A 22806-nucleotide genomic window follows, 5' to 3' on the forward strand; every position below is an offset into this window, starting at 1 on the left:
AATGTCCGTCGGCCGGACGAGCCGGCCTGATCGCTTGGGGACGGGCGGCGATGCGGCATCGCGGCACGCCTCTGTTTCCGGCCGCAATCGGACATAGAACAGAAACAGTGTCGTGCGGTATCCGCATGATCGATCCCGCCCGCGGCCCCGGCAGGCGGCGTGTCTCTCGGGCGCTTCGCGAGGCACTCTGACCGGACATCGACCGGAGACCCATGGGACTCGTCCAGTACGCCCTCAAGTTCCGCATCACGACCTACGTGCTTGCCGTGCTGATGATGCTGGGCGGGGCGGGCGCGGTCGTCGTGACTCCCAAGGACGTGCTGCCCGCCGTCGACATCCCCGTCGTCGTCGTGGTCTGGACCTATACGGGCCTGTCCGCGCCGGAGATGGAGAAGCGGATCACGACCTATTCCGAGTTCGGAATCTCCAACAACGTCAACAACATCGCCCGGATGGAATCGACCAGCCTCCAGGGCACGTCGGTGATGAAGATCTATTTCGACCAGAGCGTCAGCATCGATCTGGCCATCGCCCAGGTCGTCTCCTCGACGAACTCGATCCGCGCGCTGATGCCGCCCGGCGTGCAGCCGCCGGTCATCGTGCGCTTCTCCGCCTCCTCGGTGCCGGTGATCCAGCTCGCGCTCACCTCGGCCAAGGACAGCCTCAACAAGGTCTACGACTACGCCCAGTACCGCATCCGCCAGCGCCTGACCCAGGTGCCGGGCTCGACCCTGCCCTCCCCCTTCGGCGGCGCCCCGCGCCAGGTCATGGTCGATCTCGACCTGCACGCGCTCCAGGCGCTCGGGATGACGCCGCTCGAGGTCACCAACGCGGTGACCTCGCAGAATCTGACCATCCCCTCGGGGCTGACCAAGATCGGCGAGCAGCAATACCCGGTGCAGATGAACGCGACGCCGGACGCGATCGCGGCGCTCAACGAGATCCCGATCAAAGTGGTCAACGGCCAGCCGGTGCTGGTGCGCGACGTCGCCTATGTCCGCGACGGCGGCCCGCCGCAGGTCAACGTGGTGCGGGCCGACGGCGCCGCCTCGGTGCTGATGCGGGTCTTGAAGAACGGCACCGCCTCGACCCTGGACGTCGTCAACAACGTCAAGGCGGCGCTCCCCGACATCCGCGCGGCGGCGCCCGAGGGCATGGAGATCAAGCCGCTCTTCGACCAGTCGGTCTTCGTCTCGAACGCCATCGAAGGGGTCTGGCACGAGGCCGTCATCGCCGCCTGCCTCACGGGTCTGACCATCCTGCTGTTCCTCGGCTCGTGGCGCTCGACCCTGATCGTGCTCGTCTCGATCCCCTTATGCCTCATGACCTCGCTGGCGCTGCTCGCCGCGCTCGGCCACACCATCAACGTGATGACGCTGGGCGGCCTCGCGCTCGCGGTCGGCATCCTCGTCGACGACGTGACGGTGGCGATCGAGAACACCTACCGCCTGTTCGAGGAGGGCAAGCCGTTCCGCAACGCCGTGGTCGAGGGCGCGGCGGGCATCGCCAAGCCGGCGCTGATCTCGACCCTGTCGATCTGCGCCGCCTTCGTCTCGGTCTTCGCGCTGACCGACACCCCGAAATTCCTGTTCACGCCGCAGGCGCTCGCGGTCGTGTTCGCGATGCTGACCTCCTACCTGCTGACCCGCACCCTGGTGCCGGTGCTGATCGACGTGCTGGTGGCCCGCGAGTACCTCCAGCACCACGGCGGTGAGGAGGACGCCCCGCGCCGGGGCCGGATCGAGCGGGCGCTGGGCTGGCTGCTCGCGCCGGTCTTCCGGCTGGCCGGCGCCTTCCGCCGCGGCTTCGAGGCGCGGTTCGCGCGCTTCCACCGCGGCTATGTCGGATTGCTGCACGCGGTGCTGCGCCATCCCGTCGTGACGGTGACGACCGTCGCCCTGCTGTTCGCCGGCACCGGCGGGCTCTTCGTCTTCACGGGGCAGGACTACTTCCCGCAGGTCGAATCGAGCCAGATGACCCTGCACCTGCGCACCCGGCCGGGCATGCGCATCGAGACCGCCGAGCAGACCTTCGCCGAGGTGGAGAAGGTGGTGCGCGAGGTGATCCCCGAGGGCGAGATCGACCAGATCCTCGACAACATCGGCATCCCGTCGAACAACTACAACTTCGCCTTCTCCGACGGCTCGTTCGTCTCCTACAACGACGGCCAGATGCTGATCGACCTGAAGGACGAGCACGGACCGGTCGCCGAGTACCAGCGCCGCCTGCGCGAGACCCTGCGCGAGCGCTTCCCCGACATGATCGTCTACTTCCAGCCCTCGGACATCATCACGCAGATCCTCAATTTCGGCGTCATCGCGCAGATCGACGTGCAGGTCTCGGGACGCAACACCGTCAAGGATCTCGAGGTCGCCCGGCGCATCGAGGCGCGGCTCAAGGAGACGCCCGGCCTCGTCGACGTGCACCTGCACCAGATCGTCGACACGCCGCAATTCTTCGTCGATGTCGACCGGCGGCTCGCGGCCGAGCTCGGCCTGACGCAGCAGCAGGTGGCCCAGAGCCTCAACGTGTCGCTGTCGGGCTCCTTCCAGGTGAACCCGAACTTCTGGACCGACCCGAAGACCGGCATCCCCTACCAGCTCTGGGTCCAGACGCCGGAATACCGCAACGCCTCGCTCACCGCGCTGCAGAACACCCCGCTCTTCGCCCGCGCCAGCGCGGCGGCCGGCAATGGGCCGGGGGCGCTGACGCTGCTGTCGAGCATCGCCACGATCACCCGCCAGCCGACGCAGACGGTGATCAACCACGTCAACACGCAGCCGACCTTCAACGTCTACGCCGCGGTGCAGGACCGCGACCTGGGCTCGGTCGCCCGCGACATCGACCGGATCGTCCTGGAGGAGCAGAAGGCGCTGCCGGCCCCCGACAAGATCACCGTGCGCGGGCAGATCGAGAACATGCGCGCCGCCTTCTTCCGGATGGAGGTCGGCCTCGGCATCGCGCTGATCGCGGTCTACCTGCTGATGGCGGTGAACTACCAGAGCTGGGGCGATCCCTTCGTGGTGCTGGCCGCCCTGCCGGTCGCCTTCTGCGGCATCGTCGCGAGCCTGTTCATCACGAACACCGCCTTCTCGATTCCGTCGCTGTTCGGGGCGATCATGTCGGTGGGCATCGCCTCGGCCAACTCGATCCTGCTCGTGACCTTCGCCAAGGAACACCGGGAGGCCACCGGCTGTTCGGCCCGCGAGGCGGCCATCGTCGCGGGCGAGACCCGGCTGCGGCCGGTGCTGATGACGGCGAGCGCGATGTTCCTGGGGCTGGTGCCGATGGCGATCGGCACCGGCGAGGGCGGCGAGCAGAACGCGGCGCTGGCGCGGGCGGTGATGGGCGGCCTCGCGCTCGGCACCCCCTCGACGCTGCTGTTCGTGCCGTTCCTCTACAGCCTGCTGCGGCGGGGCGAGGCCAAGCCGCTCGAGGATTATATCTGATGACGTCCGCCCGACCCGACCGGAGGAAGTGCCCGTGACCGAGGGCGAGGACAAAAAAATTCCGCCGCCACCGGGCAAGGGCGGCTTCGTGCTGGCCGGGCTGATCGCCGCGGGCCTCGTGGCCTATGGCGGCTACGGCCACTGGCAGCGGGCGGCCCGGGCCGAGGCGACGCGCGCCAAGCAGATCGAGTTCGTGCCGAAGGTCCGCACCGAGGAGGCCAAGCGCCTCGACGGGCCGATCGAGCTGACCCTGCCGGGCCAGACCGAGCCCTTCGCCACCGCGCGGATCTACGCCCGCGCCACCGGCTACATCGCCGAGCGCCACGTCGATCTCGGCTCGCGGGTGAAGAAGGGCGACGTGCTCCTGCGCATCGCCGCCCCCGACCTCGACCAGCAGCTCGCCCAGGCCGAGGCGCAGCTCGGCCAGCTCGAGGCGCAGCTCCTGCGGGCCAAGGCCATGGTCGATCAGGCGCGGGCCAACGTGAACCTCGCCCAGGTCACCAACTCGCGCACCTCGACCCTCGCCGGCCAGGGCTGGGCCTCGAAGCAGAACGCCGACAACACCCAGGCCGGCGTGCTGTCGCAGCAGGCCAACCTCGCCTCGGCCGAGGCCGACGTGAAGGTGGCGGAGGCCAACATCAAGGCGCAGCAGGCGACCGTCGGCCGCCTCAAGGCGCTGACCGGCTTCGAGATCGTCACTGCGCCCTTCGACGGCGTGATCACCACCCGCAACGTCGATGTCGGCGACCTCGTCCAGGCCGATGCCGGCTCGGGCACGCCGCTCCTGTCGATGGACCGGGACGACGTGCTGCGCATCTCGGTCAACGTGCCGCAGAACGCGGCGGTCGGCGTGCAGCCGGGCATCGCCGCCCGGATCAAGGTGCCGCAGATGCCGGACCGCAGCTTCTCCGGCGAGGTCGAGCGCAGCTCGGTCGCCCTGCTCGCCTCCTCGCGCACGCTCACGACCCAGGTCGACGTGCCGAACCCCGACCGCACCCTGCGGCCCGGCCTCTACGTCTACGTGACCCTGGCGATCCCGCGCACCGGCGGCACCACGGTGGCGGTGCCGGCCGAGGCCCTGGTGTTCAACCAGTCCGGCACCCGCGTCGCGGTGGCCCGCGAGGACGACCGCGTCACCTGGGTCGACGTCCATGTCGCCCGCGACAAGGGCACTCTGGTCGAGGTCGACAAGGGCCTCTCGGGCGGCGAGCGCCTCGTGCTGAGCCCGCCCGCCGACCTCAAGGACGGCGGGCGCATCGCCCCGCAACAGCCGAAGACGGACAAGCCGATGCAGGCCGCGCAGCGATAAGGTTTTTTGTCGGCGTCGATTGGGTGATGGCGCCGCTCCCAGGCACGCCTCATCCTGAGGTGCCGGAGCGCAGCGGAGGCCTCGAAGGATCCTCCAGGATTCGCGCGGGATCTGGAGGATCCTTCGAGGCCCGCTGGCGCGGGCACCTCAGGATGAGGGCGGTGGATGGGATCGCCCCGGTGCCGTCCGTTGGCCTTATCGGCGGGTTGCGCGGGCCGCCCCGCTCGGCTCACATCCCGTCCGGAAACGCGCCGACGAAAAGGCTTCAGCCATGAGCGACCTCAAGACCCTCCGCAGCCTGTCCGGTCTGCCGCCGGAGCCCGCCGCCCTCCCGGGCGCGGCGCTGGTGATGATCGACCTGCAGAACACCTACCGCGAGGGCGTGATGCGCCTGGAGGGCGTCGAGCCGGCGATCCGCGAGGCGCGGACGCTGCTGGAGCGGGCGCGCCACGCCGGCATCCCGGTCTTCCACGTGCGCCACGATGCCGGGCCGGGCTCGCCCTACGACGTCACCGCCGCCATCGGCCAGATCAGCGACGAGGTCGCGCCGCGGGCGGGCGAGCCGGTCATCACCAAGGCCTATCCGAGTTCCTTCGCCGGCACCGACCTTCAGGCGCAGCTGGAGGCGGCGGGCGTCAAGGACCTGATCCTGGCGGGCTTCATGACGCATATGTGCATCAACTCGACCGCGCGCAGCGCCTTCACCCTCGGCTTCCGCCCGACCGTGGTGGCCTCGGCCACCGCCACCCGCGCCCTGCCGGGACCGGACGGCGCGACCGTTCCCGCCGCCGCCCTCCAGGCCGCGAGCCTCGCCAGCTTGAGCGACCTGTTCGCGGTGGTGGCGCCGGACGCGGCGGCGATCCGCGGATAGGGGGATCAGGCCGCGCGGGCGCGGGGCTGGGCGGCCTCGTCCGCCGGCCGCGGCCCGAACATCCGCTGGTAGAGCGCGGCCGGGCTGTGGCTGCGGCCCTCCGAATCGACGATGCGGACGTCGCTCAGGCCGGAGGTGGTCAGCGACAGGCCCTGTTCCAGGGCGCTCAGCAGGGAGCCGTGCTGCCAGGAATAGACCCGCGAGGCGGTGCCGGCGCTGACGGTGAAACTCACGGATACATCCCGATGCTGATGCCGGCTGGCGACGGTGCCGCCGGGCGCGATGAAAAGGTTCGTCCCGGGGGCGGGTTCCGTAAAACTTGAGCTTTAATAGTGGCTCTTGGTTGACGAAGTCTTTGCGGAACTTGCCCCTTTCGGTGGCGGAACCGCGGGCGCCCGGTGGCGGCACGATGGCAGCGGCGCCATTCCGGACCCGCAGGGCTCCCGCTCTCCCACGGGATTGCCGGGGCGCGCCGGGCCCCTCAGAGTGCCTCACGAAGCGCCCGGTCACCGGTCGCGTCCTCTTCGGCCGCGACGGCGCTGCGGGGGTCTTGTGAGAGTCAGACGGCGGTGGGCGGCCTCGCGGGGCCGCTCCGGACAGCCACAGCGGAGAGAGCCAATGGAATACCGGCAGTTCGGACGCTCGGGCCTCAAGGTGCCGGTGCTCAGCCTCGGCACGGCCACCTTCGGCGGCACCGACGCGTTCTTCCAGAACTGGGGCAGCACCGGCGTGAAGGAGGCGAGCCGCCTGATCGACCTCTGCCTCGATGCGGGCGTCAACTTCCTCGACACCGCCGACCTCTATTCGAGCGGCGACTCGGAAAAGATCCTCGGCGAGGCGATCAAGGGCCGCCGCGACAGGCTGCTGATCTCGACCAAGGCGACGTTCCGGGTCGGCGAGGACGTCAACGCGGTCGGCTCGTCGCGCCACCACCTGATCCGCGCCTGCGAGGCCAGTCTGAAGCGGCTCCAGACCGACCATATCGACGTCTACTTCATGCACGGCTTCGACGCGCTGACCCCCGTCGAGGAGACCCTGCGGGCGCTCGACGACCTCACCCGCGCCGGCAAGATCGGCTATATCGGCGCCTCGAACTTTTCCGGCTGGCAGCTGATGAAGGCGCTGGCGACCTCGGAGCGGTACGGGCTCGCCCGCTACGTCGTCTATCAGGGCTACTACTCGCTGATCGGCCGCCACTACGAGTGGGAGCTGATGCCGCTCGGCCTCGACCAGGGCGTCGGCCTGATGGTGTGGAGCCCGCTCGGCTGGGGCCGGCTCACGGGAAAGATCCGGCGGGGGCAGGCGGCCTCGGGCGGGCGCCTCGCCACGGCGGCCGGCGCGGAGGGCGGTCCCACCGTCTCCGACGACTATCTCTACGACGTGGTCGACGCCCTCGACGCGGTCGCCGCCGAGACCGGCCGGACGGTGCCGCAGGTGGCGCTGAACTGGCTGCTGACCCGCCCGACCGTGTGCAACATCGTCATCGGCGCCCGCAACGAGGAGCAGCTGAAGCAGAATCTCGGCGCGGTCGGCTGGTCGCTGACCGAGGACCAGATCGCCCGCCTCGACGCGGCGAGCCGGGAAAACCCGATCTACCCCTACTGGCACCAGACCGGCTTCGACGAGCGGAACCCGAAGCCGACGGCGTGGTGAGGCGACGCGATCCGGTCTCCGTCATCGCGAGCGGCAGCGAAGCGATCCAGAGCGCGACCTTTCCGGACAGGGCGGCGCCCTGGATTGCTTCGGCTCCGCCTCGCAATGACAACGGTGCTCCACCGCTCGGGCCGAGCCGTCTTCACATGCTGATCTCGGGGCCGTGCTTGTCGCCGTCGTCCGGCACGGGGCTTGGCTCGCCCTGCCAGGGCAGGCTCTGCCAGGGCGGCTGGCCGGCGCGGGCCTCGTACTCCTCCAGCGGCAGGGTGGTCTCGCCGCCCTCCCCGTCCTGGACCCGGACATGGCTCGGGCGCGGCTGCTTCGGCGGGCAGAGGAAGAGGCCCTTGAACGAGGTCGCCATGGTCTAAAGGCCCTCCGGCCGCTCGCCCTGGGGCGCGTGATGCGCGCGCACCGGACGCGCCCGCAGGTAGCCCTTGACGCGCAGATACTCGGCGACGATCTCGCAGATCGCCCGGTCCCGCGGCAGGCGCTCGACCGCGCAATGCTCGTCCAGGGCCGCCACGACCTCCGGCGGGAAGGTCAGGATGCCGGCGAGCTTCGGTTCCGCGGACGGATCGGTCTCGTGTTCGGTCTCGCTCACGCTGTCTGTCCTCCGCCTACACGCCCGATCCGACCGGCGGCACGCCCTGCTCCGGCGTCGGGACGACGCCGAGCCCGTCCGCGTCGCCGGGACGGGTGGCGCCGAGACGCCGCAGCAGCGCCTCGTAGGTCTGAACCGCCGGGGAATCCCCCTGAAGCTCGCGGGTGTCGGCGAGGAGCCGCCGCACGTCCTCCACGAACAGGTCGCGCGCCCGCCCTCCCCCGGGGCTCGCCTCGAACAGGCGGGTGAGCGCCAGCTCGAACACGCCCATCAGGAGGCCGAGCCGCTCGGTGTCGTCCGCCATCGTCCCCTCCGGATGTCTCGACCACCTCCGCGGTCCGGCTGAAGACGGGAACGCCGGTGAGGCGCCCCGCGGTTCCGCCGCCGCCGGGGACAAGCCCGGGCGGCTGCCACTGCGCCGCATGGGAAGACGCGCATCGGGCTCTAGATTTCCTTTCCTCCTCGGCGTCCCCGTGACGCCGGCAGCCCACCCGCGGGCCGGGGCTCCCGGCCGGAACTCCGGTGCCGCTCGGGGAGATGTCCACCAAGCATCAAACCCCGAGCCGCTGTTGTCGCCCCACTCGCTCCTCTCCCCCGCGCGGTTTCCTGCGGCACCTCGGCAGGGGTTGGGCGACGCGCCGGGCGACGGCGCGGAGGATGCGCATGGCGGCTTCCCCGCCCGGGCCATCGCCCGGCTGCGCCGGACCGGGCTGCTGGCTGCCCCCCTGCCCGAGGCGCTCGGCGGCCGCGGCCTGTGCGATCCGGCCCGCGTGGACGATCTGCGGGCGCTGCTGACGCAGACCGGCCGCGACGACCTCGCGGTCGGACGGCTCTACGAGGGGCACGTCAACGCGCTCGCCCTGGTGCTGCGCTACGCCGACGCCGCCGTCGTCGGGCGGCTCGCCCGCGACGCGGCGCAGGGGCATCTCTTCGGTGTCTGGAACACCGAGCCGGCCGAGGGCGGCCTCGTCCGCGACAAGGCGGGCCGCCTTCACGGCGCCAAGAGCTACGCCTCGGGGGCGGGTTTCGTCACCCGCCCGCTGGTGACGGCGCGGCTCGCCGACGGACGCCGGCTGATGCTGGTGATGCGCCTGGAGCCCGGCGAGCGGGCCGACCTGTCGGCTTGGCGCGCCCACGGCATGCGCGCCTCCGCCACCGGCACGGTCGATTTCTCCGGGCTCGGCCCCCGCGACGGCGAGGTGATCGGCGCGCCCGACGATTACGGGCGCCAGCCCTTCTTCTTCGCCGGGGCGTGGCGCTTCCTGGCGGTCCAGCTCGGCGGGATCGAGGCGGTGGTCGAGACGCACCGGGCGCATCTCGCCGCCACCGGCCGGGCGGAGGACCCCCACCAGCAGGCCCGGTTCGGGCAGGCCATGGTCGCGGCTGAGACGAGCCGGCTGCTCGTCGCCCGCGCCGCCCGGATCGCCGCCGCCGAGGACGGACCGCCCGAGCGGGTCATCGCCTACGTCAATCTCGCCCGCGCGGCGGTCGAGCAGGCGGGGCTCGACGTGATCGCCCTGGCGCAGCGCTCCGTCGGCCTCGCGGGTTTCCTCGAGAGCCATCCCCTGGAGCGCCTGATGCGCGATCTCGCGACCTATCTGCGCCAGCCGGCCCCGGATTTCGCCCTGACCGGCATGGCCGCGCACGCGCTGGCCGCCGACGAGCCGTTCCACGCCCTGTGGCCCGAGGAGCCGGCTCCCGCCCCGCGCGCTTCAGAGGCCGAGGTAGAGGCAGAGGTGGAGGCGGTGGGATGAGCGGCCGGCGGACCGAGACGCTGCCGGAGCGCTACTTCGCGGAGATCTACGCCTCCGATCCCGATCCCTGGCGCTTCACCTCCAGCGCCTACGAGGCCGAGAAATACGCCGCGACGCTGCAGGCCCTGCCGCGGGCGCGCTACGGGAACGCCCTGGAGGTCGGCTGCTCGATCGGCGTCTTCACCCGGGCGCTCGCTCCCCGCTGCGGGGCGCTGACCGGCCTCGACATCGCGCAGGCCGCGCTCGACGCCGCGCGGGCGCGCTGCGCGGAGTACCCGCAGGTCGGCTTCGTCCGCGGCGCGGTGCCGGAGGTCTGGCCGGAGGGACGGTTCGACCTCATCGTCTTCGGCGAGGTGCTGTACTTCCTGAGCGCGCCGGATCTGGCGCGGCTCGTCGCGCGGGTCGAGGCGAGTTTGGTGCCGGGGGGCGACTGCCTGCTCGTGCACTGGCTCGGGGAGACGGACTATCCCCTCTCCGGCGACGCGGCGGCGGAGAGCTTCATCGCGGGCACGGCCCCGTTCTGCCGGGTGCTGCCCGGCGCGCGCACAGAGGCCTACCGCCTCGACGTGCTGCGGCGGGCGGACACGCGATGACCAGTACGATGCCGGTACGATGACGGAGGCGATGACGGCGTGTTCGGAAAAGGCCGTCCGGCGCCACCCGCTCTGGGTGCGCCTGACCCACTGGGTCAACACCGCTGCCTTCCTGGCCCTCCTCGTCAGCGGCTTCGCCATCCTGCTCGCCCTGCCCCGGCTGTTCTGGGGCGAGACCGGCGCCAACGACGCCCCGGCCTGGATCGTGCTGCCGCTGCCGGTGAACCTCGAACAGACCGGCTGGGGCCGCAACCTCCACTTCCTCGCCGCCTGGATCTTCGTGCTCAACGGCGCGCTCTACCTGCTGATCGCGCTCGTGAGCGGACATCTCCTGCGCCGCCTCGCCCCCGACCGCGACCAGCTCCGGCCCCGGCACGTCGCGGCCGACATCCGCGCCCACCTGCATCTCAGGGGACCGGGCGCGGCGGGCCGCTACAACGTGCTCCAGAAACTTGCCTATCTCGGCGTCATCCTCGTGCTCGGGCCGGTGATGCTGCTCTCGGGGCTCACCATGTCGCCCGGCGTCACGGCGGCCTATCCGGAGCTGTTCACCCTGTTCGGCGGCCGGCAATCGGCGCGCACGATCCACTTCCTGTCGGCGGCGCTCCTCGTCGGCTTCCTCCTCATCCACATCTGGCAGGTCCTCGCCAACGGGCCGCTCGACCTGATGCGGGGCATGATCACCGGGCGCTCCGCCCGGACCGAGCTCGGTCGAGCGAATTCAGGGGAGGATCCGCGATGAGCGATCTCACGCGCCGCAGGCTGATCCTCGGCTCCTCGGCGCTCGGGCTCGGCGGCTCCTTGGGCGGTTTCTTGGGCGGCTGCGAGCTGATCGAGAACGGCCCGCGCCGGCCGGGCCTCTACGGCCTGAGCGACACCCTGACCCTCGCGACGCAGCGCTTCCTGTTGCGCGACCAGCCGCTGGTGCGGGAATTCGGGCCGGAGGCGATCTCGGCGGTGTTTCCCACCATCAACACCACCGACCCGGACGATGCCGCCTACCGCCGCTCGAAGGCGGTTGGGTTCGCCGACTGGCGCCTGCCGGTGAGCGGCCTCGTGGAGCGGCCCGCCGCCTTCACCCTCGCCGAGCTGAGGGCGATGCCCGCCCGCACGCAGGTGACGCTGCACAGCTGCGAGCAGGGCTGGTCGGCCATCGGCGGCTGGACCGGGGTGCCGCTCTCGCACGTGCTGGCGAGCGTCGGGCTGAAGCGCGAGGCGCGCTTCATCGTCATCCGCAGCGTGGACGGCTGGTGGGACAGCTACGACCTGTTCGACGCCCTGCACCCGCAGACGATCCTCGCCTACGGCATGAACGGCAACGACCTGCCGGTGGCCCACGGCGCCCCGGTGCGCCTGCGGGTGGAGCGCCAGCTCGGCTACAAGTCGCTGAAATACCTCGCCAGCATCGAGGCCACCGACCGGGTCGACGGGCTCGGCCAGGGCCGGGGCAGCATGGTCTCGGAGATGGGATTTTCCTGGTACGCGGGGATCTGAGCGATCCGCGTGAAACCCCCTCACCCGATCAGCGGCGTGCAGACCGCCCGGCCCTGCCCCGGCAGCGGCACCACCGCGACCTCGACGCCGTAGAGGAGCCGCAAGGCGTCCGGCGTCACCGTCTCGGCCGGCGGCCCCAGCGCCACGAGGCGGCCGCCGTGCAGCAGCGCGACCCGGTCGGCGCAGAGGAAGGCGTGGCCGGGATCGTGGGTCGAGAGCACGACGGCGATGCCGGCCTCCGAGAGGCGCCGCACCTGGGTCAGCACCCGCGCTTGGTTCCCGAAATCGAGGCTCGCCGTCGGCTCGTCCATCACCAGGAGCCGCGGCTCGCCCGCGAGCGCGCGGGCGATCAGCGCGAGCTGGCGCTCGCCGCCGCTGATCTCGGTGTAGATCCGCTCGGCCAAGTGGCCGATGCCCAAGGTCGCCAGCGCCCGCTCGGCCGCCGCGCGGTCGGCCGGGCCGGGGCTCGCGAAGGCGGGAAGCCGGCTGGCGCGGCCCATCACCACCACCTCGCGGACGGTGAAGGGGAAGAAGGCGGCGTGCGCCTGCGGCACGTAGGCGATCGTCTTCGCGATTTCGCGGCGCGGCAATTCCGACAGGTCGGTGCCGTCCAGGAGGACGCTTCCGGCGAGCGGCCGCAGCAGCCCGAGCAGGGTCTTGAACAGCGTGGTCTTGCCGCCGCCGTTCGGCCCGAGCAGGCAGAGCGTCTCGCTGCCCTCGATCGTCAAGTTGACGCCGGCGCCGACCGCGCGGGCGCCGTAGCCGAAGGCGAGGTCACGGGCCTCCAGGATCATGCCCAGCCCCGCTTGCCCGCGGCCAGCAGCCAGAGGAAGAACGGCGCGCCGACGAGGGCCGTCAGGATGCCGAGCGGCACCTCGATGCTGGCGACCGTTCGGGCCAGGAGATCGACCGCGGTGAGGTAGCCGGCCCCGAGCAGCATCGAGGCCGGCAGCAGGCGGCGGAAGTCGGGCCCGACCAGCAGGCGGGCGACGTGCGGCACGATCAGCCCGATCCAGCCGATCACCCCCGTCACCGAGACCGCGGCGGCGGTCACCAGCGTCGCGCCCGCCACCAGGATCGGGCGGAGCCGGCGCGTCTCGAGCCCGAGCGCCCGCGCCTCCTCGTCGCCGAGGCTCATCAGGTTCACGCGCCAGCGCAGCAGCACCAGGGGGACGAGGCCGAGCCCCATCGCCGGCAGGATCGCCGCGATGTCGCCCGCGGTGACGGAGGCAAGGCTTCCGAGCAGCCAGAAGGTGATGGCGGGAAGCTGGTTGTAGGGGTCGGCGAGCACCTTGAGCAGCGAGATGCCGGCGCCGAGCAGGGCGCCGACGGCGACGCCCGCGAGCACCAGGGTCAGCACCGGATCGTGCCGGCGCACCGCGAGCCCGACGGCGTAGACGGCGCCGACCGCGGCGAGCCCGCCGGCGAAGGCGAGCCCCTGGATCGCCGCCACCGGCAGGGCGAGCACGATGCCGAGCACCGCGCCGAGGCTCGCCCCCGCCGAGACGCCGAGGATGTCCGGCGAGACGAGGGGGTTGCGGAACAGCCCCTGATAGGTCGCCCCCGCCGCCGCGAGCCCGGCCCCGACCACGAGCGCCCCGAACACCCGCGGCAGACGCACGTTCAGCACCACGGTCTGGACGGCGGGGTCGAGCGCGCTCGCTTGCCCGAAAGCCTTCGCGACGAGCACCGAGAACACGTCGGCGAGCGGCACGGGGTAGCGGCCGATGCCCAGCGACACCAGCACGAGGAGGATCAGTGCGAGAGGTGCCAGCACCGCCAGGGAGAGGCCGAGCCGCCGCGCGGGCCGGGCTCGGGCGGCGCTCGCGGCCTCGCTCACCGGGTCGGCCCCGGCCCGGCGGCGTCGCGCAGGAGGCGGTCGAGCTGCTCCGGCGTGAGTTCGACCCGGTAGAAGCGCCGGTAGAAGTCGCGCACGGCGTCGCCCAAGGTCTGCGGGAACTGCTCGGGGAAGAACAGGCCGGCGAGCCAGCGCAGGCCGATCAGGCGGTTGACCCCCGGTGGCGCGTCGACCCAGCCGAAGGGCAGCGTCGGGACGGCGTGGACGCGGCCCTCGCGCACCGCCTTCAGCCCGCTCCAGAGCGGGTCGGCGGCGGCGAGCTTTGGGAAATCCGGATCGAGGGCGATGATCACGTCCGGGTTCCAGACCAGCACCTGCTCGGGCGAGACGGCGGCGAGCCCGCCCGCGCCGGGCCCCGCCACGTTGCGCCCGCCCGCCGCCTCGATGATCTCGGTGTTGATCGAGCCGGACAGACCCGTCTCCAGCCCGCGGGGACCGCGCCCGTAATAGACCCGCGGGCGCTTCTCCTCGGGCACCGCCGCCACCGCCTCGGCCACATTCTTCAGGATCTTTTCCGCCTCCGCCGCGAGGGCCTCGCCCTCCTCCGGTGCGCCGATGAGCGCGCCCAGCGTCCGGTAGGTCTCGGGGGTCGCCTTGAAGCTCCCGTCGAGCAGCACGTACGGAATGCCGGTCTGCGCCTGCACCCGGTCGGCAAGGGAGGCGTAGGTCGCCGCCGTGCTGCCGACATCGACGATGAGGTCGGGCTTGAGCGCCAGCACCGCCTCGACATTGGCGCTGCCGCCCCGCCCGGTCAGCCGACCGGTGGCGGGCAGGTCGCGGAGCGCCGGGGCGAGGAACGCCCGCTCCTCCGGGCTCGGCGCGCGCGGCCAGCCGATCATCCGGTCGGGCGCCAGGGTGGAGAGCAGCACCGCCGCCGGCGGGCCGGCGGCGAGCACCCGGGTCACCCGCTCCGGCACCTCGACCCGCCGCCCGGCGGCGTCGGTGAAGGGCCGGGCCGCCGCGAGGCAGGACCACAGCAGGGCCGGCCACAGGCAGGCGAGCGCGAGAAGGCAGCGGAGCAGCGGCATCGGGGAAGGGCGTCTCCCGTGATCGGAGGCTATCTATAGAGCATCGTCCCGAAAGGTGGCCGCCGGCTTGTCCGAAAAGACGCGGCACGACAGGGATCAGCGTCCGCACCCGAACCGCGCCGGCCCTCTCGGGTTGGCCGAGCATCGATATCCCGATCGACCCCTCCGTCGACCTGTCCGCGAGTCCGCCTCGAACGATGCCCGATCCGACCGTCAGCCACCGCCACATCGACCTGAAGGGTCTGCGCCTGCACCTCGCCGAGGCGGGGCCGGCGGACGGGGCGCCGACGATCCTGCTGCACGGCTTTCCCGAATTCTGGTTCGGCTGGCGGCACCAGATCGAGCCGCTCGCGGGGAGCGGCCTGCGCCTCCTCATCCCCGACCAGCGCGGCTACGGCCTGAGCGACCGGCCCAAGGGCATCGCCGCCTACCATCTCGACCGGCTCGCCGGGGACGTGATCGCCCTCGCCGACGCCTGCGGGCTCACGCGCTTCAACCTCGTCGGGCACGATTGGGGCGGGCTCGTCGCGTTCTGGGTGGCGAGCTTCCACCCCGAGCGGGTCGTGCGGCTCGCCGCGCTCAACGCCTGCCATCCGGGCGTGTTCGGCCCCTATCTCCGACGCCATCCGGGGCAGGCCCTGCGAAGCGCCTATGCCGGCTTCTTCCAGCTTCCCCTGCTGCCCGAACGGCTGCTGACGGCGCGCCGGGGCCGCCTCCTGCGGGCCCTGATGCGGGGCTCGAGCCGGCCCGGCACCTTCGGCGAGGCCGACCTCGGCCGCTACGCGCGGGAATGGCTGCGCCCCGGCGCGGTCACGGCGATGCTGAACTGGTACCGGGCGCTCGCCCAGTTGCCCCGTGAGCGGCACCCGCCGCGGATCGCGGCGCCGACGCTGATCCTGTGGGGCGAGCGCGACCAGGCGCTCCAGACGGGCCTCGCCGAGGCGAGTCTGGCCCTGTGCGAGCGGGGCCGCCTGCAGCGTTTCCCGCAGGCGACCCACTGGGTGCAGCACGACGCGCCGGAGGCGGTCAACGCGGCGCTGATCGACTTTTTGCGGTCGTAGACTGGAGCCGCAACGAAAATGCCGGGGCTCTGCCCCGGCACCCCGCCAAAGGGATGATCCCTTTGGAATCCCGCGAGGGGACGTGGCGATCAGCGGCTCATGCCGCCGCCGCCCTGGGAGCCGCCGCGCGAACCGGATTCCATCCCGCCGCGGTTGCCGCCGCCCGTGTTGCCCATGCCGCCGCCGCCCTGCTCGGAGGCGTTGCGGACGCCGCCGCGCTCGTTGCCCTCGCCGCGCATGCCGACATTGCGCATGCCCTCGCCGCCGCGGCCCTGCTCCATGGCGCGGCCGCCGCGCTCGCCCCCGCGGGTCTGGTCGGAGGCGCGCATGTCGTTGCGCATCTCGTTGCGCTCGCTGCCGCGCGTCTCGCTGCTGCGGCTGCGCAGGTCGGTGCGGGTCTCCGATCCGCGGACCTCGCTGCGCTCGCGGAAGCCGGCGTTGACCGTGCCGCCGCGACGCTCGGTGGTCGAGACGGTGGTGGAGAGGCGGCGGTACTCGGGCGAGCCGTAGATCACCCGCTGGCCGCGGATCGTCACGTAGCGGCGCGTCTCGCCGACGCTGACGAGGCGGCGGTATTCCGGCGAGCCGTAGATCACCCGCTGGCCGCGGATGGTGACGTAGCGGCGCGGACCGCTGCTGCGGCGCTCGGTGACGATCAGGCGGCGATACTCGGGCGAGCCGTACACGACGCGCTGGCCGCCGATGAAGACGTAGCGGCCCTCGCGGCGATAGCCGCCCTCGACGGTGGTGGAGCGCACGTCGGTGCGGCTGCTGACATGGGTGCGGTCGTGGCTGCGATCGTGGAACCGGTCGCTCCGCTCGGCGCGGGCGCTGCCGCGGACCGTGTCGCTCCGCTCGCCGCGCTCGGCGCTGTCACGCCCGGACCGGCCTTCCAGGCCGCGCTCCGCGCCGCGCTCGCCGCGCGCCATGTCGCCGCGGTTCGCGTCGCCCCGGCCGGCCGAACCCCGGTCCTGATCGCCCCGCGCGGCGCTGCGCTCGGCGCCCATGGCGCTTCCGCCCCCGCGGGCTTCGCCGCCTCTCGCCTCGCCGCCCCTGGCTTCCATGCCGCCGCGCGCGCCGCCCGACATCCCGGACTGGCCACCGGACTGCTCGGCGCCGGCCCGCATGCCGCCGCGCTCGGACCCACCCGTGGCCGCGCTCTGAGCGTAGACCGAGGTGCTCATCAGCAGCGCGGCAAGACCTATCGCAATCGTCTTCATGGCGTTCCCTCCGAAACTTGAGACGCCTCAAAACGTCGCGAGTGTCGAAAGGGTTCTGCGAAAAAGCGTGAGAATAGAAAAACTCCGCGCGGATGCCAGTCGATTGACTTATGTGAACAAGCTTGGCTGTATCAATTGGATCATGGCTTGGCTGAAGGCGCTTCGTCTTGCGCCGCGGCTCCTACGTCGAGCGCTATGCGCTCCGTCGTTGCGGTGAGGGGCCAAAATCAGCTGCCGCGCCGGTCCGGCCAAGGCCGTGAAACGATCGGACCCGGGACCGCACGGAGCGCCCTGCCGACGGCCAATCCGGGACGGCTCAAGCCTCGCCCGCGACGAACGGCCCGGCTTGCCGCGCGCAACCGGAACGGGTGCGGCCTAAGAACCGGTTCGGGGTCGACGGAAAGTCTGAAAGATAGGGCGGCTGATCCGCCAAGCCCGTGCCACCATTCGGTTTTCCGCGCCGGGAAAACCTGGTGGAGCTGAGGGGACCGTTACCCCGGTCGGAGCTAAGCCATTGAACTGGAAAAATACTCTTTCCCCTCCGTGACTTGTCGGGAGATGGCTTGGGAGGGCCATGGGATTTATGGATCCTTGGGCCTCGTCCTACCACCGCCAGGGGTTCCCCGCCTCGGATGGGGATCAGCGGCCTTCGCCGCCAGATCCCGCGGTCATGCTCGACCCGGTCCGTCGTGGTTCCATCCAGCTCGGATGCCGGAGCGGCGACGCTTCGAGAGCCCCACCCCGGAACAACGCATCGACGTGTTCGTGTGTAGGGACAGCCTCGCCCTCGTGCGAAGCGCCGCACGGGTCAAGGGAGCGGCCTTCGCCGGCGTGCCTGTTCTGCCTTGGAGCATGCGCGTTCGCGGTCCGTGATACGGCAGGGGTCCGTTCGACGCGTTTCACCGCCCCGGCCTGATCGGACCGTTCTTGGGTTGCGACAGCGCCGTCGTTCGTCCGCCTGAGGAGGGTGGCAGACCGCGAAGCCTGCCGACCGTCCTCGATCCCGGGCGCGTGCAGGTCATGCCGCCTCCGTCGTCCCCGGCGAGAACCGCAAGCCCATGTGCCGATGGCCCGTGTGACCCCGGGTCGGCAATGCCACGCCGCTCGCCCGCGACTACGGGTGAAGCCGAACGCGAAGGCCGGTTCAGGATGCCTGGCTCATCGCGCCGCGTCCGTCGCCGTAAATGAGCCAAGCTTGCTCGGCCTGGACGCGGTCGAGGAACCGGAGGGCCACGGTTCTGGTGGGAACGCCCTTGGTGCCCTGGCTGATGAGCATGAGCCGGCCTTCGCCCTTGGCCAGCATCTTGCCGACGCCACCGGGAGAGGATGGGTCCGACCAGACCGCGTGCACCACGTCGGCCCGGAGGAAAAGGTCTTCCACGGTCACCTTTCCGTCCCTCACGAGATCGCCGTTTCGGTTCGCCTCATCGACAAGGCGGCGCATCTCGGTCGTGTTCGCACGCAGCAAGGCCGCGACTTCAGGAGAGGGTTGCGCAGTTCCTGGCAAGGTGGTGGACCCGTCGCCGAAGGCATCGTTCAACGCCTCCGCCATGAAGCGGTCGATGCATGGAACCGCGGTCACCTTCCCCTTGAGGCGGCCGGACTTCTCCATACGCCGGCCCACGCGCTTCCCCTTGACGAGGATCACGTGCGGGACGCCCGATCCCTCCCCGTCCGGGAACACGGCCCAGGCACAGTCAGCCGACCCGACGAGCGAGCGCATGTATTCCATGCGTTCCCGAACGGGTAAGGCGTTCAACGCCTGAGCGTGCTTGTTGGCCATTCCGGTTAGCTGTGCCAGGAGCCGCTGGTCCATGTATCCCCCCAAGTTGCGAACAGGGTGCACGGAACAAGACTCGCAGTCGTGAACGCCCAGGCTACCCGCGCCGCAAAAACGATGGCGTGGTTGAGAGCGCGTAACCGGACTCGGACCCTGTGGGCGCTGCTGCATACCCGCGTCGGCACGGTCGCGAGGCTTCCGGAGAAACCCACATCCATATCCCGGTGTATGAGGCGCCCCTCGGCGCGTGATGCGTCCTGCCAAAAGGGAGCAAAGCACCGGCATGACGGTCCGGTCGTGTCATCGGCCCTGCATCTCGCTGGGCATGAAGTGACATGAGCTCGCTCTCGCCGACGCGCATCGGTCCTAGCTGCGCGCCGGGCGGTGGCCATCGTTTCTTATCTACGGTATAATTATTCGCCCACGACTAGCACGGCGACCGGCTTGGGGACCGGGGCGGAGCCGGTTGGCAGCAGCACGACGCGTTAGTGTTGGATCAAGGTACTCGCCCCATCATCGACACTGCAGCGGACCGACGATTGACTGTCTGAGGTGCCCGGCATCCCGCTTGGCAGGAGTGAAGCGTCGCCGCGCTGGGCTCCGCATGGAGTACGTCTTGGCCCGCACGCCCGACCCGAAGAAGGCTTACCTGGAATTGCACGGCGGTACGTGGCGGGTCACGGTCTCGGTTCCGGTACCGGTGCGGCGCGCCCTCGGGGCCACGAAGCTCGTGCACAATCTCGGCACGGACAGCCTCAGGGAGGCGAACGTGCTCAAGAGGAAGCACGTGGAGCGCTTCAAGCGGCGGATCGCGGAGGCCATGGAGGCGGTGGGGCGCCCCGGCGTGGACGACATGAAGATCGCCGTTGAGTTCTCGAAGGTCGCCGAGGAACTCAAGCGGAACGGCAGTGCCGAGGATTGGCAGGAGTTTCAGGAGGCGGTCTACGAGCGCCATGCGGAGATCCGCTGGAAGGACGCGCGTTGGGTCAGGGTCGAAGATCCCGAGGAAGGTCCGAACGAGGTCGAGGAGGCGCTTCCCGAGCAGACCGAGAAGGCCATGCTCTTCTCGGCGATCTCGCACGGTCGGGCGACTCCCGTCGACCTGATGCACGAGGACTACCGCAAGCAGCTCTTCGTCAAGGACCGGACCCGGGCGGACGACGCCCGCGCGCTGCGTTTCCTGCAGGAATGGTGCAAGCGCGAGCGCATCCCGGCCACGCTTCAGGAGATCGACGTGAGGCGCGCGCACGCCTTCGCCGACGCGCTGGTCGAGATGACCGGCCTCCACCACGTGACGCTCAACAAGTACATCGGCCGGCTCTCCGGCTACTGGCAGTGGATGGTGCCGAGGACGGCGGCCGTGTCGGGCAACGTGTTCGCCAACGTCCGCCTCAAGGGCCCGAAGGAGAAGCACGACCAGAAGGAGAGGCCCTTCAAGGACAGTGAACTCGCGGACCTGCTCCGCGGGCCCGCCCCGCCGAAGCTGCGAGACCTGATGCTGATCGGGGCGCTGACCGGGGCGCGGCTCGACGCCATCGTCGACCTGAAGGTCCGCGACACGGCGTACAATTGCTTCCTGTTCAAGCCTCAGAAGCAGGAGGCGTCGGCCCGCTACGTCCCGATCCATGCCGACCTGGCGGAACTCGTCGCCCGGCGAACGGCCGGCAAGCAGCCCGAGGACGACCTTTTTCCGGAATGGCCCCCCGTCAAGAAGGCCGACTCGATGCGCGAGCGCAGCTTCAAGGCCTCGAACCGGTTCACGGAATACCGCCGAAGCGTCGGGGTCGACGAGGTGGTGCCCGGCAAGCGGCGGTCCCTGGTGAATTTCCACTCCTTCCGGCGCTGGTTCAGCAGCCGCATGGAGCAGGCCGGGGTGCCGGGCGAGATGATTTCCGCGATCGTCGGGCACAAGCGCAGCAGCATCACCCTGGACGTATACAGCGAGGGGCCGCACATGCGCGCGGCGCGTCGAGCCATCGCCAAGCTCAAGTTGCCCCCGCTGGACGGCAGCCCGATCCGCGATGAGATGACCCTCAGGCCGCGGGCGCATCCCAGGTAGGGCGCGGTTTCGACGGGCGGTCGGGCGCATCCGGCATCCGCACGGGCAGCCGTCCGCGCGACCGGCTTGCTCCGTCCCCCCCAGGAACCGTTACGGGCAGCGGGTCTCGCCTCGCCCATCGGCGTCGCCCTCGCGTGATGGCCTCGTCCCGGGAGCAAGCGCCTGGGCGTCGCGAGCCACGCGACGTGACCCAAGGTCATTTGTCTGCATCCTGGAGGTTTGCGGTAACCTTCATGACGGCTTCGGGTCGGCTCCGCGCCACCGCCACCTTGTCGCAGGTATTATACTGATGGTATAAATAAGCGTCGCAGGGGGCGAGGTTCGAGCGTGCACTGACGGAGGTGGCAATGGTCGTGGGGTTCTTTTCTGACGATGGTTCCGCTCTTTACGCCGCGCTGTTGGCCAGCTGCGGGCTCGCGTGCGTAGGACGGTTCATGACCGTCATCGACGGACACGAGATCGGGCGGCCGACCTGCGGTCCATCCATGGAGGACGCGGCGGCATCCCGGGCGGACATGTCCGCGATGCTCGCGCGGGCCGCGGCCGGCGGCCAAGCCGACGTCGGCTTCGTCGCCCCGCTCGGCTTCCTGCATGAGGGCGGCGTCTGGACCCACCTCGACGTGGCCGTGGTCTCCGGAGGGGACCCCCTGCAAGCCAGGCGCGCTAGGCGGTCCGCCGGTCACGCTGCCGGCGGAGAGCTCGCGTCCGGCGCGAAGCGTCGGGACGCATCCGATCGCTGCGCGCGGCGCCCGTGGCTCCTGACGTTCGGGGCGGGGCGGCCTCATGGGCCTGCCGCATCGCCCAAGCATGGCCTGCAGGGACGCGGCACCGAAGCCGCCGCGAGGACGCTGCCGGTCCGGGTGCCTTTGCCCGGCCGATCCGTGAAGGCCGCCATGGACCGCGGGCTTCCGACGCTTGAGACCCTACGCATCGGGATCCTGCTGGCGGCGACCTTTGAGGTCGCCGCTGCGGTTCCCGACGCGGCCGCTGTCGAACTCGCGACGATGTCCGACCTGATGTCCCCGGCATCCCATCCGGCTGACCAAGCCCTGGCCGGACGCCTGTCCGATCTGGCGGATCGGCTGGACGACATCGAACGGGCGCTGGGTACGCCGGCATCGCCGGCCGCCTCCAACAGGCGGGATCGGGGCATGCGGAGGATTGCCAGGTCCTGTCGCGACGCCGTCCCGGAACTGCCGGCGGCATCCTGGCCGACGGGCAGCGCATCCGCTGCCGGACCTCGATAGCCGGAATCGCTTCCCGCTACGCGACCGTGCGTCGACACCTGACCCGCCGATCCGGTCTCAAGAAACGCTCCGCCCCTGCCCGATCCGGTTCCGGTAGGGGCGCGAGCCGGCCACGCTGCGTCGGGCGCCCGCTGCGCCCCGCCCAAAGTGGCATCCGAATGGGACAACCAAGTGGGCGCGATGGGCGTCAAGGCCGACGCTCGGATGCCACGCGCGCAGGGTATCGGGTCAGCGCAACCTCATACCCGGCCTCGAAGTCGCGAAACCGCACCCCCGCGGGGCTCGCTCGCAGCGCCCGCTTAGACTCAGTCTCGGTGTTCAAAGGCGGTCCATCTCGACAAGTGCGACATCAAGTGCGCCTGCGTGGGCGGGTCGAGCAAGGTCCCGCTCGGCTTCGTCCCGCTCACCGAGAACGTGATGATGGTCGTTATGGCCTTCTGGATGCTGGCGATGCACCGTTGAGTGTCTTGCGCACCACCCTGGGAACCACCTGCCCCGCGCGAGAACCGGGGCGTAGACCTCAAGCCGGGTCGAGTTCGTTGACCAGCGTCGAGAGGTAGAGGGCGATCCGCCGGCTCGCCGCCGGGTCGGGGGCCGCGACCGAAAAGCCCACGTCGAGGATGTCGTCGCCGTAACGCCTCATCACCGACTCGGCCATCAGCGCGACCTCGCGCTCCGCCTGCGCCGTCAGGACCCGACGTCCGTCGCGGGTCGCCAACCGCACCTCGAAGCGGAGCTATGCAGGATTTTAGGTGACGGAGGCGGTCAGGCGGCGCGGTGATCTGGGCTCGCGGTGACCTCGGTCCCGTCGCGGAAGATGACGCCGGCC

Annotated in this window: 21 protein-coding genes and 1 pseudogene; 12 read left to right on the forward strand and 10 right to left on the reverse strand. The window is 70.9% G+C overall.

The features are described from left to right. Positions 1-212 precede the first annotated feature (212 nt). From ABS772_RS18625 to ABS772_RS18635, 3 genes are all read left to right on the forward strand, one after another. On the forward strand, positions 213-3449 hold the full coding sequence (locus tag ABS772_RS18625; protein WP_350396309.1) for an efflux RND transporter permease subunit: 3237 nt from the start codon (positions 213-215) through the stop codon (positions 3447-3449). A gap of 34 nt (positions 3450-3483) precedes the next feature. Next, a complete protein-coding gene (locus ABS772_RS18630; protein ID WP_350396310.1) occupies positions 3484-4758 on the forward strand; it encodes an efflux RND transporter periplasmic adaptor subunit in 1275 nt (424 codons plus the stop codon). A 271-nt stretch (positions 4759-5029) separates the two neighbouring features. Continuing rightward, positions 5030-5629: a cysteine hydrolase family protein gene (locus ABS772_RS18635; protein WP_350396311.1), complete on the forward strand. Its 600-nt coding sequence runs from the start codon at positions 5030-5032 to the stop codon at positions 5627-5629. A 5-nt stretch (positions 5630-5634) separates the two neighbouring features. Here ABS772_RS18635 and ABS772_RS18640 read toward each other — a convergent pair whose 3' ends face one another. Then, entirely contained in the window at positions 5635-5862 is a 228-nt protein-coding gene (locus ABS772_RS18640) for a hypothetical protein (protein ID WP_350396312.1), read from the reverse strand. Positions 5863-6247: 385 nt separating this feature from the next. On the opposite strand from ABS772_RS18640, the gene ABS772_RS18645 reads away from it, so the two are divergent. After that, on the forward strand, positions 6248-7282 hold the full coding sequence (locus tag ABS772_RS18645; protein WP_238255135.1) for an aldo/keto reductase: 1035 nt from the start codon (positions 6248-6250) through the stop codon (positions 7280-7282). Positions 7283-7424: 142 nt separating this feature from the next. On the opposite strand, the gene ABS772_RS18650 is transcribed toward ABS772_RS18645, so the two are convergent. Genes ABS772_RS18650 through ABS772_RS18660 form a run of 3 tightly spaced genes read right to left on the reverse strand, consistent with a single transcriptional unit; the run spans position 7425 to position 8187 of the window. Continuing rightward, positions 7425-7643 (reverse strand): hypothetical protein, encoded by a 219-nt coding sequence (locus ABS772_RS18650; RefSeq protein ID WP_350396313.1) that lies wholly within the window; start codon positions 7641-7643, stop codon positions 7425-7427. 3 nt (positions 7644-7646) lie between these two features. Then, a complete protein-coding gene (locus ABS772_RS18655) occupies positions 7647-7883 on the reverse strand; it encodes a basic helix-loop-helix domain-containing protein (protein ID WP_350396314.1) in 237 nt (78 codons plus the stop codon). 16 nt (positions 7884-7899) lie between these two features. Further along, positions 7900-8187 carry a hypothetical protein gene (locus ABS772_RS18660; protein WP_350396315.1) on the reverse strand — a complete coding sequence of 96 codons (288 nt, stop codon included), beginning with the start codon at positions 8185-8187 and terminating at the stop codon, positions 7900-7902. Between the two features lie 265 nt (positions 8188-8452). On the opposite strand from ABS772_RS18660, the gene ABS772_RS18665 reads away from it, so the two are divergent. Genes ABS772_RS18665 through ABS772_RS18680 form a run of 4 tightly spaced genes read left to right on the forward strand, consistent with a single transcriptional unit; the run spans position 8453 to position 11724 of the window. Further along, positions 8453-9637: an acyl-CoA dehydrogenase family protein gene (locus ABS772_RS18665; RefSeq protein WP_350396316.1), complete on the forward strand. Its 1185-nt coding sequence runs from the start codon at positions 8453-8455 to the stop codon at positions 9635-9637. Then, positions 9634-10230 (forward strand): SAM-dependent methyltransferase, encoded by a 597-nt coding sequence (locus tag ABS772_RS18670; RefSeq protein WP_350396317.1) that lies wholly within the window; start codon positions 9634-9636, stop codon positions 10228-10230. Before ABS772_RS18665 ends, ABS772_RS18670 begins: the two co-directional genes overlap by 4 nt. Before the next feature lie 19 nt (positions 10231-10249). Beyond that, on the forward strand, positions 10250-10972 hold the full coding sequence (locus ABS772_RS18675; RefSeq protein ID WP_350396318.1) for a cytochrome b/b6 domain-containing protein: 723 nt from the start codon (positions 10250-10252) through the stop codon (positions 10970-10972). Next, entirely contained in the window at positions 10969-11724 is a 756-nt protein-coding gene (locus tag ABS772_RS18680) for a molybdopterin-dependent oxidoreductase (RefSeq protein WP_238255128.1), read from the forward strand. Before ABS772_RS18675 ends, ABS772_RS18680 begins: the two co-directional genes overlap by 4 nt. A gap of 20 nt (positions 11725-11744) precedes the next feature. Here the strand turns inward: ABS772_RS18680 and ABS772_RS18685 are convergent, their stop codons facing one another. The 3 genes from ABS772_RS18685 to ABS772_RS18695 are packed head-to-tail and all read right to left on the reverse strand — an operon-like array spanning position 11745 to position 14610. Beyond that, positions 11745-12518 carry an ABC transporter ATP-binding protein gene (locus ABS772_RS18685; RefSeq protein WP_350396319.1) on the reverse strand — a complete coding sequence of 258 codons (774 nt, stop codon included), beginning with the start codon at positions 12516-12518 and terminating at the stop codon, positions 11745-11747. Further along, positions 12515-13564 (reverse strand): FecCD family ABC transporter permease, encoded by a 1050-nt coding sequence (locus ABS772_RS18690; protein WP_350396320.1) that lies wholly within the window; start codon positions 13562-13564, stop codon positions 12515-12517. Before ABS772_RS18690 ends, ABS772_RS18685 begins: the two co-directional genes overlap by 4 nt. Further along, positions 13561-14610, reverse strand: a complete 1050-nt coding sequence (locus ABS772_RS18695) for an iron ABC transporter substrate-binding protein (RefSeq protein WP_350396322.1) — start codon at positions 14608-14610, stop codon at positions 13561-13563. The genes ABS772_RS18690 and ABS772_RS18695 overlap by 4 nt, the downstream gene beginning before the upstream one ends. A gap of 197 nt (positions 14611-14807) precedes the next feature. Here ABS772_RS18695 and ABS772_RS18700 point away from each other — a divergent pair, with 197 nt between their 5' ends. Then, a complete protein-coding gene (locus ABS772_RS18700; RefSeq protein ID WP_350396323.1) occupies positions 14808-15671 on the forward strand; it encodes an alpha/beta fold hydrolase in 864 nt (287 codons plus the stop codon). 89 nt (positions 15672-15760) lie between these two features. Here the strand turns inward: ABS772_RS18700 and ABS772_RS18705 are convergent, their stop codons facing one another. Next, positions 15761-16891: a hypothetical protein gene (locus tag ABS772_RS18705; RefSeq protein ID WP_350396325.1), complete on the reverse strand. Its 1131-nt coding sequence runs from the start codon at positions 16889-16891 to the stop codon at positions 15761-15763. 1144 nt (positions 16892-18035) lie between these two features. After that, entirely contained in the window at positions 18036-18707 is a 672-nt protein-coding gene (locus tag ABS772_RS18710; RefSeq protein WP_012455900.1) for a hypothetical protein, read from the reverse strand. Between the two features lie 568 nt (positions 18708-19275). Between ABS772_RS18710 and ABS772_RS18715 the strand changes: the two genes are divergently transcribed. The 3 genes and pseudogenes from ABS772_RS18715 to ABS772_RS18725 form a co-directional block, all read left to right on the forward strand. Further along, positions 19276-20730, forward strand: coding sequence for a tyrosine-type recombinase/integrase (locus ABS772_RS18715; protein ID WP_017484323.1), 1455 nt, complete (start codon positions 19276-19278; stop codon positions 20728-20730). Positions 20731-21164: 434 nt separating this feature from the next. Beyond that, entirely contained in the window at positions 21165-21977 is an 813-nt protein-coding gene (locus ABS772_RS18720; protein WP_231343950.1) for a hypothetical protein, read from the forward strand. A 321-nt stretch (positions 21978-22298) separates the two neighbouring features. Next, positions 22299-22439 (forward strand): annotated as a pseudogene (locus ABS772_RS18725) (glutaredoxin); the annotation flags it as partial. Between the two features lie 58 nt (positions 22440-22497). On the opposite strand, the gene ABS772_RS18730 reads toward ABS772_RS18725, so the two are convergent. Next, entirely contained in the window at positions 22498-22695 is a 198-nt protein-coding gene (locus ABS772_RS18730; RefSeq protein WP_350396326.1) for a hypothetical protein, read from the reverse strand. Between the last annotated feature and the right edge of the window lie 111 nt (positions 22696-22806).

It is taken from the genome of Methylorubrum podarium (assembly GCF_040270385.1).
GTDB classification, from domain to species: Bacteria; Pseudomonadota; Alphaproteobacteria; order Rhizobiales; family Beijerinckiaceae; genus Methylobacterium; species Methylobacterium podarium.